Source organism: Ancylomarina sp. YFZ004 (genome assembly GCF_054254355.1).
Genome location: NZ_JBTCHQ010000008.1, coordinates 21,947 through 37,407 on the forward strand (window position 1 = coordinate 21,947; position 15,461 = coordinate 37,407).

Annotated in this window: 12 protein-coding genes; 5 read left to right on the forward strand and 7 right to left on the reverse strand. The window is 34.8% G+C overall.

Translation table 11 applies throughout. The features are described from left to right. Window positions 1–34: 34 nt before the first annotated feature. Window positions 35–1,819 carry an acyl-CoA dehydrogenase family protein gene (locus ACXR6G_RS13105; RefSeq protein WP_458361886.1) on the forward strand — a complete coding sequence of 595 codons (1,785 nt, stop codon included), beginning with the start codon at window positions 35–37 and terminating at the stop codon, window positions 1,817–1,819. A 75-nt stretch (window positions 1,820–1,894) separates the two neighbouring features. On the opposite strand, the gene ACXR6G_RS13110 is transcribed toward ACXR6G_RS13105, so the two are convergent. Both ACXR6G_RS13110 and ACXR6G_RS13115 read right to left on the reverse strand, forming a co-directional pair. Then, a complete protein-coding gene (locus ACXR6G_RS13110) occupies window positions 1,895–3,595 on the reverse strand; it encodes a hypothetical protein (protein WP_458361887.1) in 1,701 nt (566 codons plus the stop codon). A 206-nt stretch (window positions 3,596–3,801) separates the two neighbouring features. After that, on the reverse strand, window positions 3,802–4,173 hold the full coding sequence (locus ACXR6G_RS13115) for a hypothetical protein (protein ID WP_458361888.1): 372 nt from the start codon (window positions 4,171–4,173) through the stop codon (window positions 3,802–3,804). A gap of 249 nt (window positions 4,174–4,422) precedes the next feature. Here ACXR6G_RS13115 and ACXR6G_RS13120 point away from each other — a divergent pair, with 249 nt between their 5' ends. Further along, a complete protein-coding gene (locus ACXR6G_RS13120; protein ID WP_458361889.1) occupies window positions 4,423–4,983 on the forward strand; it encodes an RNA polymerase sigma factor in 561 nt (186 codons plus the stop codon). Window positions 4,984–4,990: 7 nt separating this feature from the next. Next, window positions 4,991–5,380, forward strand: a complete 390-nt coding sequence (locus ACXR6G_RS13125; RefSeq protein WP_458361890.1) for a hypothetical protein — start codon at window positions 4,991–4,993, stop codon at window positions 5,378–5,380. A 107-nt stretch (window positions 5,381–5,487) separates the two neighbouring features. Here ACXR6G_RS13125 and ACXR6G_RS13130 read toward each other — a convergent pair whose 3' ends face one another. Together ACXR6G_RS13130 and ACXR6G_RS13135 are read right to left on the reverse strand one after the other, a co-directional pair. Next, window positions 5,488–8,784 (reverse strand): WD40/YVTN/BNR-like repeat-containing protein, encoded by a 3,297-nt coding sequence (locus ACXR6G_RS13130; RefSeq protein ID WP_458361891.1) that lies wholly within the window; start codon window positions 8,782–8,784, stop codon window positions 5,488–5,490. A 222-nt stretch (window positions 8,785–9,006) separates the two neighbouring features. Beyond that, window positions 9,007–9,921: a glucosaminidase domain-containing protein gene (locus ACXR6G_RS13135; RefSeq protein WP_458361892.1), complete on the reverse strand. Its 915-nt coding sequence runs from the start codon at window positions 9,919–9,921 to the stop codon at window positions 9,007–9,009. Between the two features lie 248 nt (window positions 9,922–10,169). Between ACXR6G_RS13135 and cdd the strand changes: the two genes are divergently transcribed. Then, a complete protein-coding gene (cdd, locus tag ACXR6G_RS13140) occupies window positions 10,170–10,655 on the forward strand; it encodes a cytidine deaminase (protein ID WP_458361893.1) in 486 nt (161 codons plus the stop codon). A gap of 94 nt (window positions 10,656–10,749) precedes the next feature. Here the strand turns inward: cdd and ACXR6G_RS13145 are convergent, their stop codons facing one another. Then, complete coding sequence (locus tag ACXR6G_RS13145; protein ID WP_458361894.1) at window positions 10,750–11,463, reverse strand: RluA family pseudouridine synthase; 714 nt, start codon at window positions 11,461–11,463, stop codon at window positions 10,750–10,752. 53 nt (window positions 11,464–11,516) lie between these two features. Continuing rightward, window positions 11,517–12,335: a 3-methyl-2-oxobutanoate hydroxymethyltransferase gene (gene panB, locus ACXR6G_RS13150; protein WP_458361895.1), complete on the reverse strand. Its 819-nt coding sequence runs from the start codon at window positions 12,333–12,335 to the stop codon at window positions 11,517–11,519. A gap of 399 nt (window positions 12,336–12,734) precedes the next feature. On the opposite strand from panB, the gene dnaK reads away from it, so the two are divergent. After that, window positions 12,735–14,636, forward strand: coding sequence for a molecular chaperone DnaK (gene dnaK / locus ACXR6G_RS13155; RefSeq protein ID WP_458361896.1), 1,902 nt, complete (start codon window positions 12,735–12,737; stop codon window positions 14,634–14,636). A 114-nt stretch (window positions 14,637–14,750) separates the two neighbouring features. Here dnaK and ACXR6G_RS13160 read toward each other — a convergent pair whose 3' ends face one another. Further along, window positions 14,751–15,458, reverse strand: coding sequence for an ABC transporter ATP-binding protein (locus tag ACXR6G_RS13160; RefSeq protein WP_458361897.1), 708 nt, complete (start codon window positions 15,456–15,458; stop codon window positions 14,751–14,753). Window positions 15,459–15,461: the final 3 nt, after the last annotated feature.

The window sequence follows — 15,461 nt, forward strand, 5'->3', positions numbered from 1 at the left end:
AATCTCAAGTAGTAAGAACTCTAAATCCTCAGATATGACAACGAAAAAATATCCCAAAGGCGGTGAATTCTTAGTAAAAGAAACGAAGCCTCAAGACATATTCATTCCAGAAGAATTCTCGGAAGAACAAATCATGATTAAGGAAACATGCCGTGATTTTCTTGAGAAAGAGATTCTCCCTAATCTAGATAATATCGACAACCAACAAGATGGTTTGATGGTTGAACTTTTAGAAAAAGCGGGAGAACTTGGACTTCTTGGCATATCGGTTCCAGAGGAATATGATGGTTTCGGGCAGGATATCAACACGTCCATGTTAAGTACTGAAATTATGGGAACATTCAGTTCTTTTGCCGTAGCATATGCTGCTCATGTTGGTATTGGGACTTTTCCAATTCTATATTATGGAACGGATGAACAAAAAAACAAATACCTCCCAAAATTAGCAAGCGGAGAATATAAAGGTGCCTATTGCCTAACAGAGCCAGGAGCTGGATCTGATGCGAACTCAGGTAAATCAAAAGCATGTTTAAGTGATGATGGCAAGCATTACATCCTAAACGGCCAAAAGATGTGGATTACCAATGGAGGATTCGCAGATGTTTATACCGTATTTGCAAAAATTGATGATGACAAGGATTTGAGTGCCTTTATCGTTGAGAAGACCTACAATGGCATTAAGCTTGGGCAAGAAGAGAAAAAAATGGGAATTAAAGGTTCTTCAACCTGCATGATGTTTTTTGAAGATTGTCTTGTTCCTGTAGATAATCTACTTGGCGCAAGAGGTTTGGGCTTCAAAATAGCTTTAAACATTTTAAATAATGGCCGAATAAAATTGGCTGCTGCTGTTTTAGGAGCTGGGAAGAATGTCATTACAAATTCGGTGAAATATGCTAACGAACGTATTCAATTTGGTAAAACCATATCAAACTTTGGGGCTATTCAAGCTAAGATGGCTGAACAAAGCATTCGCTTATTTGCAATAGAATCTGCTCTTTATCGCTGTAGCAACGATATTAAAAATAATATATCAGAATTTATTGAGCAGGGAATGAGTAAAGAAAATGCCGTTATTCATGCTCAAAAAGAATTTGCGGCCGAAGCTGCTATCCTCAAAGTATCAGCCTCTGAAGCTTTAGATTTTGTTGTTGATGAAGGTGTTCAAATCTATGGAGGTATGGGCTATTCAAGCGAAGCTCCTATGGAAAGAGCTTATCGCGATTCCCGAATCAACAGAATTTTTGAAGGCACTAATGAAATCAATCGCATGCTGACAGTAGATTTTCTGCTGAAAAAAGCTTTTAAGAATGAACTTCCTCTTTTATCAGCATCACAAGCGGTTGCCAAAGAACTCATGTCTATTCCTGATTTTGGTGAAATAGATGAGAGCTTATTCGTTAGGGAAAATAAACTCGTGGCAAACTTTAAGAAAGCTGCTCTTTTGGTCGCTGGTGCTGCTGCTCAAAAGTTTATGCAGAAATTAGGCCAAGAGCAGGAGATCCTAATGAATATTTCAGACATCATAATGGATTGTTACTTGGCTGAATCAATACTATTAAGAGTTGAAAAATTGATAGAGCTCAAGGATTCTGACTCATACAAAGAACAAATAGCCATGGTCGAAGTTTTTATATACGATGCAGCTGATCGTATTAACAAAAATGCAAAGGATGCTCTTAACTCTTTTGCCGAAGGTGATGAATTAAGAATGATGCTACTTGGTATCAAACGCTTTACCAAGCATAGTGGCTTAGATAGTAAAACATCACGTCGACTTATCGCCAAGAAATTAATAAACGAAAATGGACATTGCTTTTAGAATATGAAGTTTGAAACTAAAAATGCCTCCTTGGTTAGGAGGCATTTATGAATTAAAAATAAAATCTCAGACTAATTATTCTTGTAGCTTTTCTCTCTCAACAACCGTTTCAATAGCCTCATTACTTGCATTTTTATTTGCTCGTGTAATCTCATTAAGCTTATGGAAGTTTAATGAACGCTCATAATCTTCCTTAGAATTGAATCCAACTAATAAGTCTCTATTCTTTAGATAATCATTAAAACTTCCAACAATATCTTCTAAAAATTCCTCAGCTTTATACATTTCTAAAATATACCTATTCCCTTCAAGATTTCTTGTTGAAGAATCAGCAAAAGTAGAAGTTATAATTTCACTTACCAGTATCCATGATGTAGAACTAGTATTAGTAACCGTATTCTCACTTCTATTACTATCATATACCGACATCCCTGTAGATACCTGAGATTCGCTATAAGTTCCATCAGCAAAGAAATGAACCAGATAAGATGAGAATTGAACTTCAGAATAGAACAGATGGGCAATTCGAGTTAAGAAATGGGCAAAAACACCTAACAATAAAGGATAATAAAAAAGATTAAATATTGCCCCTAGTGTTGTATTCGACCCTAATGATCCAATACTGAAAAATAAATATAAGGCGCTAATAACAAAGAATACACGACCTAATATAGCAGTTATCAGCCTAATTTTTTGTGCCATTAAAGGCAGTTCATTCTCTTTAACCGTTGGCTGAGTTTCCTGAACTGTACTCCCATGAAAACTTCCTTTATTTTCACTTCCTTCCAACTCCAAAACGGGCTTAATCGCTTTATAAACTCTATTCGGCATTTCCTTATAACGCTTATTAGCCATCTCCATCTCAAAACACCTAAACAAATCTTTAGGATGAACAGCTAATTGTAAGTGTTCTTTATATTCACTAACATCTGTTTCTGGATCAAGAGTCTTTAAACGACTAGCCGACAGATAATAGGCACAAAATGTAACTAAAGAAGAAAATATAAAAAGTAAAAATATTGGAACACCAATATTAATATCAAGTCTAGGTAAAAAGAGACCTTGTCTAGTAGCAACCTCAAGAATTACAGGTGTTAAAATTGCAAGAACAATTGTAATTACAATATTTCGAAATCCAAATACATTTGGATGCATCTGTGAAATCCTAGCCTTTGAAGGGCGATATTTAAACCAGATATATAACTGCTGTATTAAAAATAAGATGCCAAATATATTGATAATAGCTTCTTTATCGGTAAGATTGATTAAACCAATAGAAGTAGAGAAAACAGCAATTAAAAAAACGACAACCAATATCAGATAGCTCAATATTATGGAAGAAATAGCTTCTATTAAATTTCTAAACCCTATCGGTAGAAATAAAAACTTATTAAAAAGACTAATAATTAATCTTGATACGAAATCATTTTTCTCTATAAAAGTCGGATTTGCCCTATTCATCAAAACTTTTTCGATGGTCTCTTCACCATAAGGGAATGGTGACAAATCTGAAGGCATATTCCTTCCCACCAAAAAACGAAACATCCTCACACATCCAGTTATGATCGATCTTAAACTAAAGCCTATAAAAATAAGTGCTGCAAAAAGCTCTACCCAAGCTATCTCTTTCATATTTTCACTTAAGCTTATTCTTATTTTAAAAACCAAAATAATTCCAAGAATAAGAATTATTAAGCCTTGAGCAACATCAAAAAGTCCCTCAAGTTTAAATGGGTTTTTAATTTTTATAGTATTCTTTCCGTAATCAAATGCCATATTAATCGACCTTTTATATTTACAAATAATGCATTGAACATACTGTATAATCAGTACATGTCAAAAAAACATGTAAATCTAACTAAATTTATTTGAATATTTTCTTTATCAGTAAGTTGTATTTTTTTTTATTACTTATTGAGTGTGAATAGAAAAAGCTCCCAATACATCTTGCATTGAGAGCTTTTTTAAACTGAAGAATAATATCAACCGTTAATCTTTCTACTCATTATGAAATAATACGCTAAGAATCCGATCGAAACCGAAACAAAGAATATTCCATAAGGCATAGCACTTCTATATTCTTTGAATATAGGATATTCCAAACCTAATATTTCCAGAGCTATAAATCCTAAGCCACCAAAGAAAGCAACCAAGCCCCATTTTAAGGCTGGATACTGATCGTACTCGACTTGCTTCTTAACTTCTACATCTGTATTCTGATCCAAAATATCAGCTCGATCAAAATGTCCCGTTTTAATAATTTTTCTTTTCAGAAAGTGAGAAGATAAGACCTTCACAAAGGTGATGATACTAAAGAACACCACTGCAACCATTAATAATTCACCAATATTCATATTTCAATTTTTAAGTTTTTCAATGTGTTTGCCTATTAGACCCATGAAGCTTTTAAAATGTTGCAAAATGTTTGAATTATTTTTTTGAACACCCATATTATTAAACTTATGGACTCTTTCATTTATCTAATCTTCATCAATAAATAGCTAACTTTAGAACTGCTGAAAATACATCCATGAAATATTTTTCAGAATTTAGTGATTTTGTTGCAACCTATTTAAACGAGTGCTTGTCTACTCAAGTAGAAGATGAAGGAAAAAGAACTGATACACCAAATATGTAATGGTAATCCACAGGCCTTTCGGTTTTTGGTGAAGCAATATGAGCGACTCGTATTTCACGTGGCTGCCCGTTTGTTGAACCGACAGGAAGATTTGGAGGATATCTGTCAGGAAGTATTTATAAAAGTGCATCAGAAATTACCAGAGTTTAGGGGAGATTCAAAGCTTTCAACGTGGATTGCAACAATTGCCTACAGAGTGGCAGTCAACCACATTAAGAAAAAGAAAGCTGAAACCGATATCGATGACTCAGAGAGAGAGTTTTTGCACGACGACATGATAACAAATGATCATCCTCAGAATATAGTTGAAAAGAAGGAATTGAAAGCATATGTGAGGAGAATGGTGGATCAACTACCCTCTCAATATAAGACGGTACTCAGTTTGTATCATCTGGAAGAGATGGGCTATAAAGAAATAGTTGAAATAACAGGCTTACCTGAAGGGACTGTAAAAAACTATATTTTTAGAGCCCGTAAATTATTAAAAGAACTGATTGTAAACAGCGAATTAGTTAGTTATAAATAGAACTGATATGCAAAAAAATCAAGATAAATATACAGAGGATAAATTCAACTTGGAGGAATTGAATTTTATTGATCAAATGATGAAGGAAAGTCTAGAGGACGATTTTGAGATATCTATTCCTACCGATTTTGCAGATCAAGTCACTGAACTTGTTGAAAAGCGAAAATCGATAAGAGAAGCCTTATTGAAACATCTGATGATGTCCTTAGGTTTATTTGTTATTATAGCCTTCACAGTCGCCTTCTTATTTTACTTCAGAACTGAGCAAGCTAATATTTTCCTTGAATTTGTATTGAAATTTAAATCCCCTCTTGCATTTGGCTTGATCATCTTGACAGCCATTCAGCTGGCAGATTCACTACTATTAAGTAGAACAAAAGAACAATTAGAAAAATAAATTCAAAATAGTCTGTTAAAAAAATGGGGCAATCCAATTAAGAGGATTGTCCCATTTATTTTTTTATAATTTAAGATCTGATGTTCAACACACCTATCCTTAAAATTTTATTTTACGTCATAAGTAGGTACTCTTCCTGGAGTCCAAGGAGCACCCTGTTTCTCTAATTCATCTTCTACCCAATTCATATCATCAGCTATTTTATGCAACTTCTTCAGTGCTATAGGAAATTCACCTTTCAAAATTTCAAACTGATCTTTTTGCGTTTGAGTAATTCCTGAAGTACTTGACCAATGTGTTCCAATAATATTATTGATTCTATTGGAAATTGGGAGCTTTGTAGGAGGAATCTCTTCCCAACTCGCTCGAGCTTTAACGCCATTAAAAAGGAAATCAACTTGACTTAGATCTTCAATAAGTTGCTCTACTTTTTCATTCAAATTATCAGAAAGAGATGGTGTTTGAATTAAAGCTGTTCTAATAGCAGCAAATTTAGCTTTATAAGTTTCAATTAACTGACGACTTCCCTGAATAGCTTTAGACATTCGACTTGTCTTCTTTTGGAAACCTACCAGTTCAGCTCTACTTCCTGCAGGAAGTGTGGTGTTATTCAATGGAACTGCATTGAATTTAACTGGGCTAGCCAATTGTTTGTATTTGCCATTAACGACCATTCCCATTTCTACCTGATACGCCCCAGGCATAGCAAACATTCCAGATTGAACTTTTCCTGTAGGTTTAAATTCTTTGTTCTTTAAAGGTCGTACAGAAGGAAACTTTAAATCCCAATGGGTCCGATTGATTCCTTTTTGTGCTTTTACCGACAGCTTACGAACTTCCATTCCATCAGCATCTTTAATAGTAAAAACCAGATAGGGTGTTAACTCTATAGTCTCATCGTCCAATTCTTTCCAACTTGCTTGTGGAATAAAATCACCCGCTTTTAATAACTTCGCCTCCTTCTCTTTTCGGATTTGTTTAGCAGTTTTAGGCACATCCTTTAAATAGTAGGTGAAAATTGCACCAAAAACTGGATTAGGAGCTGTAAAATAAGTCGCTCCCATGCTTCCTTTACCTCCTTTTTGAATATACATTAAAGCATCCTTAACTGGGAAAAGGTGAGCATCACTCTTTACAAGATCAAGCTTTACATCCCTTAATGGTGAATAATCATCTAGAATATAGAAGCCACGTCCAAAGCTAGCAGCAACCAAATCGCCTTCGCGCTCTTGAATCGTTAAATCTCGAACAGCAATCGTTGGAATACCAGACTTTAACTGCACCCAGTTTTTCCCATCATCATTCGTAAAGAATATACCATATTCTGTCCCAACAAATAAAAGATTTGGATCAATAAAATCTTGTTCTATCGTATGAACCGTTCCATTCTTAGGAAGGTTGGAAGCAATGCTTACCCAAGTTTTACCTTTATCTGAACTTCTTAGAATATAAGGTTTAAAATCGTCACGTTTCCTATTATCAAAGGCAGCATAAACAGTGTTCTCATCGAATTTTGATGGTAGAATATCACTGATATAAGTCATTTCAGGAACGCTTATAAACACAGCAGTCTTTTCCCAAGTCTGACCTCCATCTTGTGTCATTTGAATCAATCCATCATCAGTACCAGCATACAGAATATTTTCATTAATTGGAGATTCAGCCAATGAAACGATGGTTCCGAATTGAGAAGTAGAAACATGTTTTTTTAAGGCATCAGTTCCCCAATATTTACCCATCACTTTAAATGAATCACGATCTTTTCCACTGGTCAAATCATCACTAATGACTTCCCACGAGTTTCCTCTATCTTCGCTTCTAAATAATTTATTAGCCGCAACATATAGTCTCTTATTATTATGAGAAGATATAATCATAGGTGCATTCCAATTCCATTTATAAGTCAGCTCACCTTTTCTTTCCCGGGGCTTAATACTTATTTTTTCACCACTTTTTTTATCGTAACGAAATGAGTTACCATATTGATATTCACAATACACAATATTGGGATCAGTCGGATCAACTTGAGCCCAAAAGCCATCTCCACCTAGAATAGGATCCCATTCGGCATTTGTAACGCCTTTTCTATTAATATTTCTTGACGGTCCTCCAAGCGTATTATTATCTTGAGTTCCTCCATAAATATTATAAAATGGCTTATCATTATCCACTTGTACACGATAGAATTGTGTTACAGAGAGATTTGATTTAAATAAGTAATTAGCACCTGCATCAAAACTTTCGTAGATCCCTCCATCACCACCAATCATGAAGTGCTTCGTATCATTAGGATCAATCCATATTGCATGATCATCAACATGGCGATTCTTCAAGCCCAATCGCGTCCAGGTCTTACCACCATCCTCAGTTACATGAGATCGGGTTTCTACTGAATACACTTTATCAGCATCGATGGGGTCACAATAAATCTCATTATAATACTGACCACTACTCACATGAGAACTCATTTTAATCCATGATTCTCCTCTATCTGTTGATCGAAAAAAACCGCTTTTATCATCAGCAGCCTCAATTATGGCATAAACATAGTTATGATTCACTGGAGAAACGGCAATTCCCATTCCTCCCTTATGAACCATAGGTAAACCTGACGTCAGCTTTCGCCATGTCTCCCCACCATCAGTTGATTTATAGATATTACTTTCTGGTCCGCCATTAATTTTAGCATACACATGTCTACGTCTTTGTTCCGATGTTGCATACATGATATTTGGCTCTACAGGATCGATAATCACATTATTAACACCGGTATTTTCACTTATGGCTAGTACCTTCTTCCAAGTTATTCCGCCATCCATAGTTTTATACAAGCCACGATCACCACCAGGTCCCCATGCTGAACCTTCAGCCGCAACAAAAACTATATTGGAATTTCGTGGATCGATAACAATACCTCCAATGTGGCGAGATGCTTTCAAACCCATATTCTTCCAGCTCTTTCCACCATCCATAGTTTTATATACGCCATCACCATATCCTAAAGCTCGTTGATGGTTATTCTCTCCTGTTCCTGCCCAAACAACATTGCTGTTATTAGGATCCATACTTACAACTCCAATAGAATAAGACCCATATTTGTCGAAAACGGGCTTCCAAGTTGTTCCATTATTTGTTGTTTTGAAAATATTACCACTGGCTATCCCAACGTAGTATTCACTATGATTATTTGGGTTTACTGCAAAATCAGCAATTCTACCCGAGGTCGTTGCAGGTCCAATATTTCGGAATTTAAGTCCATTCAGAAGTTTCGAATTTATTAAAGTATCTTTCTTTTCAAGCTCCGGTTTCTTCTTCTTGGCATTAGAAACATTGGGTACAAGAAGAAAAGCTGATAACAAGAGGAGCAAGCTCGTGTTTTTCAGCAATTGCATTAGATTAGTCATGATTAAGTGTTTTGGTGAAAAATAAGATCCAAATAAATGATATGCTATATTTCGTAAGATAAAATCACATCAATTTCCCACTGCTCAATGTATAATTAATCACAGATAATTCCTAATCATAACACTCATAAATAACGACTTATGGAAATCTACAAATCCATAAAATAAAAAAGAGAAAGGCTTTAATAAACCTTTCTCTTTTCAACTATTTTCAAAAAATATTTATCTTTTCCTCAAGTAGATTCGATTTCCTTCTGAAACTTTATGTTTTTTAGAAAAGTTATTGAATTTTCTAATCCTTTTAAGTTTCACACAATATTTCTGTGCAATATCATATAAAGTCTCACCTGCTTTTACGAGATGAAAATTGTAGCCTCTTGCTGCCTTATTTCTCTTCTTATGGAAATATAAGATTTGATCAATGCCCAAAACATAATCCTTAGGAAGTTCATTATACTTCAAAAGTTTTGCACGACTAACATCCATGTTCTTCTCTAAGTTATAAAAAGTATCACCCTTTATAACCTTAATAAAATGAACACCATTAGCGACTTCTAATCTTAAATCTAAGTTCCCTAAGCTTTTCTCAAATTTTGATTTTTCGGAATGCTTAATCTTATGTCTCTTTGCATTACTATCAAAAAGATACAATTCTTCTTCCTCTATAATATCGATAAGCATATGAGCATACTTGGGATGCGTTGCATAACCTGCCTTCTTCAATCCCTTTGCCCAAGCCTTATAGTCAGTTAGCTTTAACTTAAATAAAAATTCATAACGAGATCTATTCGTTAAAAATTCTGAATGATCTTTATAAGATTGATAAGGATCCTTATACTTTCTAAAGCATTCATTCTTCCTATCATCATCAATTTTAATGGAGGGCCCAGTCCAATCGTGACATTTTATTCCAAAGTGGTTATTTGCCTTTGTAGCTAAAGTAGAATTGCCATTACCTGATTCAAGTAAACCTTGAGCTAAGGTTATACTAGCAGGTATTCCAGTACGTTCCATTTCAGTAATTGCCAACTGTTTATACTTGGAAATATAAGCCTTTCGCGATGTTTTTTCAGCAAAAGCTAATGTTGAAAACAAACAGCAAGTTAAAAGAACAAGTAGAGCTTTATGTAGTTTCATATATGCATCTTTATTATAAGGATCAGAATAAATAATATCTTTTTACTAGAAGTATATTGCTTATCATCAAATCTGAAAAATATGATTTTCAATGGGATTAGAATTCATTTTACAAAATATTGATAATAATTCTATATCTTTATCGCCACTTCTAGTAAACAACCATAAAAATAGGAAATCAAAATACAATCCTACTACTCTCCGTTAATTTGTAATAAAAATTTATTTATCAGGAAATTTGTATGGTAATGAAGAAAACTCAAATAATTACAACTGTTCTAGAATACAATTCAATTGAAGAACTAAATTCTATCAATCAAGAATTGATTAAGAAAGCCAAAGAAGCCACTCAATCATCATATTCTCCCTATTCAAAATTCAGTGTAGGAGCAGCGATTCTACTTGAAAATGGTGAAATTATTCAAGGAAGTAATCAAGAAAATTCAGCTTATCCTTCTGGTTTATGTGCAGAAAGAGTTGCTATGTTTTATGCCAATTCTAGATACCCTAATATCCCTGTAAAAAGTATTGCCATTGCTTGTTATAATAATGGGCAATTTCTTGAAAGACCTATTCCTCCATGTGGTAGTTGTCGTCAGGTTTTATTGGAAACTGAAGAGCGTCACAATACGCCCATGCAGGTTTTCCTTTACGGACAAAAACAAATATTCGAAATAGCAAACATCAAACAATTGCTTCCTTTGTATTTCGAAAAAGATATGCTTGATGAATAAGTATCAGCTTTATTTCAAAAAAGAATGGCTAAATCCTCAAGCTCACGCTGATGATTTAGCCATTTTATTTTTCAGTGAGTTTCCTCTACTAAACTTAAGATCTTCCTATAACCAAATGGTATAGTTCTTTCCAAAGGTTATCATTCTTAGGTATTGGAGCCTTAATAGTAATCGGCACTTGTTTTACTGGATGCATAAAGCTAATCTCACGAGCATGAAGATCAATTCCTTTACCTTTATTTGCATGAAGGTAACCATACTTCAAATCACCTCGAATGGGACAACCAATTTTTGCCAGTTGTCCACGAATTTGATGATGACGTCCTGTATGAAGTTTCACTTCTAGTAAGAAATATTTTTGAGATCGAGTCATAAGCTTGTATTCCAGAATTGCTTCCTTAGCTCCTTTTTTCTGCTTGTCGAAAACATTACTCTTATTTTTTTCCTCGTTCTTCAACATATAGTGAGTCAACACTTCTTCTTCAAGTCTTGGACATTTACTAACAATAGCCCAATAGATCTTGCTAATTTGCTCATCTTTCTGCTGAAACATCAAATTAAGGCGAGTTAGTGCCTTACTTGTTTTAGCAAAAACGACAACTCCACTAACAGGTCTATCAAGTCGATGTGGTAATCCTAAATAAACCTCACCTGGCTTTTTATATTTTTCTTTTATATAAGCCTTTACTCTTTCGCTTAAAGGCTCATCCCCAGTCTTATCACCCTGAACAATATCCCCTCTTCGCTTATTAATAGCTATAATATGATTATCCTCAAATAATATATCTAAAACTCTTTCTTTTGCCATATCTTAATGCCTAATTAGCAATTAATGAACTACTAATTCTATATTTATAATTCTTAATACTGCTCTCTTTCACTTGGGAAGTCTTTCGACTTAACATCTTGAATATAATTCTCAACAGCGCCTTTCATTTCAGCAAATAAGTTGTGATATCTTCTTAAAAAGCGAGGGGAGAATTCTTGAGTAATCCCCAGCATATCATGAGCAACTAATACTTGACCGTCAACGCCTCCTCCTGCTCCAATTCCAATAACTGGAATTGAAAGTGCTTTAGCTACTTTAGTCGCTAAGCTAGCCGGAATTTTTTCTAATACAATTGCAAAACAACCTGCTTCCTCAAGCATTTTAGCATCTTCCAATAGTTTATCAGCTTCTTCTTCCTCTTTAGCTCGAACCGCATACGAACCAAACTTATGGATCGACTGTGGTGTTAAACCTAAGTGTCCCATTACTGGAATACCGGCTGATAGAATTCGATTAACCGATTCAATTATTTCACGACCACCTTCTAATTTTACCGCATCAGCACTACATTCCTTCATGATACGAATTGAAGAACACAAAGCTTCTTTCGAATCACCTTGATAAGTACCAAATGGTAAATCGACAACAACCAAAGCACGATTGACAGCACGAACCACAGAAGCTCCATGGTAAATCATTTGATCAAGTGTAATAGGAAGTGTTGTTTCATGACCAGCCATCACATTCGAAGCGGAATCTCCAACTAGAATCACATCCACACCTGACTTATCAACAATACTTGCCATCGAAAAATCGTAAGAAGTTAACATGGCGATTTTTTCTCCTTTCAATTTCATCTCTGAAAGGATATGAGTGGTTACTCGTTTGATTGATTCTTTATGAATTGACATCTTTTCTTCTTGCTAATTTTTAAATAGTTGAATCTGCAAAGCTACTTAAGTATTGCATATTTACTCCGCAAAGTTAGAAAAAGATTGAAATAAGTTGAAACAGATAGAGATAAATAGACCTTTGGAGTATTCTAAATTAGTCGATATCTAATAAACCAGGCAATATATATCACCAATAACAACTGCCTAAGTCATGATTTTCTTTCACAATTAATGTCGGTATTCTGTCTTTTTGGCAGCTATTCTGTCATGGCAATACTTGATTTTGGCAATCTCAGTGCCAAATATGCATTGCTTTTGGCAAAAAAAAAATTGGCACAGCCTTTGATTAAATCCAATCGAGTTTGAAATAGAACTCAAAACAAAATTGAATATTTTAAAACCAAAATAAATAGTAAAATGGGTAAGATTATTGGAATCGACTTAGGAACAACAAACTCTTGTGTTTCTGTAATGGAAGGAAATGAACCAGTTGTAATTCCTAACAGCGAAGGAAAAAGAACCACACCATCAATTGTGGCTTTTATTGAAAATGGAGAAAGAAAAGTTGGAGATCCTGCAAAACGTCAGGCGATTACTAACCCTACTAAAACTATTTCCTCTATCAAGCGTTTCATGGGTGAAACTCACGATAAAGTATCTAAAGAAATTGGACGTGTACCTTATAAAGTAGTAAAAGGCGATAACAACACACCTCGTGTTTTAATCGACGATAGAAAATATTCTCCACAAGAGATCTCAGCAATGACTCTTCAGAAAATGAAGAAAACTGCTGAAGATTACTTAGGACAAGAAGTAACAGAAGCGGTTATTACTGTTCCTGCTTATTTTAACGATGCACAGCGTCAAGCAACTAAAGAAGCTGGTGAGATTTCTGGTTTAACAGTTAAGCGTATTATCAACGAGCCTACTGCTGCAGCTTTGGCATATGGTCTTGATAAGAAGGACAAAGACATGCAAATTGCAGTATTTGACCTTGGTGGTGGTACTTTCGATATTTCTATCCTTGAATTAGGTGATGGTGTATTCGAAGTAAAATCAACTAATGGTGATACTCACCTAGGTGGTGATGACTTTGACCAAATCATTATTGACTGGTTAGCTGAAGAATTCATTAAAGATGAGAACCTTGATCTTCGTAAAGATCCTATGGCTCTTCAACGTTTGAAAGAAGCTGCTGAAAAGGCGAAAGTTGAGCTTTCTAGTTCTACTAGCACTGAAATCAACTTGCCATATATCATGCCAGTTGACGGAATGCCTAAGCACCTTGTTAGAACTCTTTCTCGTTCACAATTCGAGCAATTATCTGACAAATTGATTCAAGCTGTACTTGCTCCTTGTAAGTCAGCAATGAAAGACGCTGGTGTTTCTAATTCAGAAATTGACGAAGTTATTTTAGTAGGTGGATCAACTCGTATTCCAGCTATTCAGAATATCGTAAAGGATTTCTTCGGAAAAACACCTTCAAAAGGGGTTAATCCTGATGAAGTTGTAGCTGTAGGTGCTGCTATTCAAGGTGGTGTATTGACTGGAGAAGTAACTGATGTTCTTCTTTTGGATGTAACTCCACTTTCAATGGGTATTGAAACTATGGGAGCTGTGATGACTAAATTAATTGAAGCCAACACAACTATTCCTACTAAGAAGACTGAGACTTTTACAACTGCTGCCGACAATCAACCTGCTGTAGATATTCACGTACTACAAGGTGAGCGTCCAATGGCAAATGGTAACAAATCTATTGGTCGTTTCAACTTAGACAACATTCCTCCAGCACAGCGTGGTGTACCACAAATCGAGGTTACTTTCGATATCGATGCGAATGGTATCTTGAACGTATCTGCTAAGGATAAAGGAACAGGAAAAGAGCAGTCGATTCGTATCGAAGCTTCTTCTGGATTATCTGACGAAGAAATCACTCGTATGAGAGACGAAGCTAAAGCTAACGAAGAAGCTGACAACAAAGCTAAAGAGAGAGTTGATACTTTGAACAAAGCTGACAGTACAATCTTCCAAACTGAAAAGCAACTAACTGAGATAGGTGATAAATTGCCAGCTGACAAGAAGCAGCCTATCGAAGATGCGCTTAACAAATTGAAAGAAGCTCACAAAGTTGAGGATCTTGAAGCAATTAATACAGCAATTGAAGAATTGAATACTGTATTCCAAGCAGCTTCTCAGGATATCTACAATGCTCAAGAGCAAGGTGGACAGCCAGGACCTGATGCAGGTGCTCAAGGCGGACAACAAGCTAAAGCTGATGACGAGGTAACTGATGTTGACTTCGAAGAAGTAAAATAAGCGACAAATTAGAAATGATGATTTTATAAATCACATGACTGATATATAATAGAAACGCCAAGCAATTGATTTTGCTTGGCGTTTTTTTATCTTAAGATTAATTGTAATCTGAGATTATGAATATACTTCTGCACTAAAGTAACTTTCTAAATCTCTCAAAGTATCTTCTGAAGTTTTAAGATCATTAATAATTTTCCCTTTTTCCAGAACGACAATTCTCTCACAAACCTCTGTTACATGGTTCAAATCGTGAGATGAAATCAACATACATACATTTTTATTCTTTTGTAGATCTTTTAATAATTGCTTTAATCTAATCTGTGATGAAGGATCTAGATTCGCAAAAGGCTCATCAAGAACCAAAACTTCTGGCTGGCTCATGATCGCAGCAAAAATTCCAATCTTTTTTTGATTTCCTTTTGAAAAATCACGTATATATTTTTTCTGATTTAGGATTTCCCCTCCAAAGAAATCAGAAAACTGATCTATTAAAGCATCCAATTCTGATTTAGAGACCGAATTGATCTTAGCTATAAAATTGAAATATTCTTCAGCACTTAAAAAATCAATGAGAAAACCTTCGTCCAAAAAACTCCCTGTATAGGTTTTCCAATCACTAGTTCTTTTTACATCAATACCTTTTGATTCAACAAAACCTATATCGGCTTTAATTAAGTCTAATACTAACCTGAAAAGAGTTGTTTTACCAGCACCATTATTACCAACTAAGCCAAAACTATTACCTTCTTTTATATTTAGCTCATCAATATCTAATACGAGAGCTCCATTATAAGATTTTTTAAGATTTTCTATTTTTATCATCAC

Bases quoted from the DNA above. Each gene is read 5' to 3' on its own strand.
- ACXR6G_RS13105 (WP_458361886.1), top strand. From the start codon at position 35: ATGACAACGAAAAAATATCCCAAAGGCGGTGAATTCTTAGTAAAAGAA.
- ACXR6G_RS13110 (WP_458361887.1), bottom strand. From the start codon at position 3,595: ATGGCATTTGATTACGGAAAGAATACTATAAAAATTAAAAACCCATTT.
- ACXR6G_RS13115 (WP_458361888.1), bottom strand. From the start codon at position 4,173: ATGAATATTGGTGAATTATTAATGGTTGCAGTGGTGTTCTTTAGTATC.
- ACXR6G_RS13120 (WP_458361889.1), top strand. From the start codon at position 4,423: ATGAAGGAAAAAGAACTGATACACCAAATATGTAATGGTAATCCACAG.
- ACXR6G_RS13125 (WP_458361890.1), top strand. From the start codon at position 4,991: ATGCAAAAAAATCAAGATAAATATACAGAGGATAAATTCAACTTGGAG.
- ACXR6G_RS13130 (WP_458361891.1), bottom strand. From the start codon at position 8,784: ATGACTAATCTAATGCAATTGCTGAAAAACACGAGCTTGCTCCTCTTG.
- ACXR6G_RS13135 (WP_458361892.1), bottom strand. From the start codon at position 9,921: ATGAAACTACATAAAGCTCTACTTGTTCTTTTAACTTGCTGTTTGTTT.
- cdd (WP_458361893.1), top strand. From the start codon at position 10,170: ATGAAGAAAACTCAAATAATTACAACTGTTCTAGAATACAATTCAATT.
- ACXR6G_RS13145 (WP_458361894.1), bottom strand. From the start codon at position 11,463: ATGGCAAAAGAAAGAGTTTTAGATATATTATTTGAGGATAATCATATT.
- panB (WP_458361895.1), bottom strand. From the start codon at position 12,335: ATGTCAATTCATAAAGAATCAATCAAACGAGTAACCACTCATATCCTT.
- dnaK (WP_458361896.1), top strand. From the start codon at position 12,735: ATGGGTAAGATTATTGGAATCGACTTAGGAACAACAAACTCTTGTGTT.
- ACXR6G_RS13160 (WP_458361897.1), bottom strand. From the start codon at position 15,458: ATGATAAAAATAGAAAATCTTAAAAAATCTTATAATGGAGCTCTCGTA.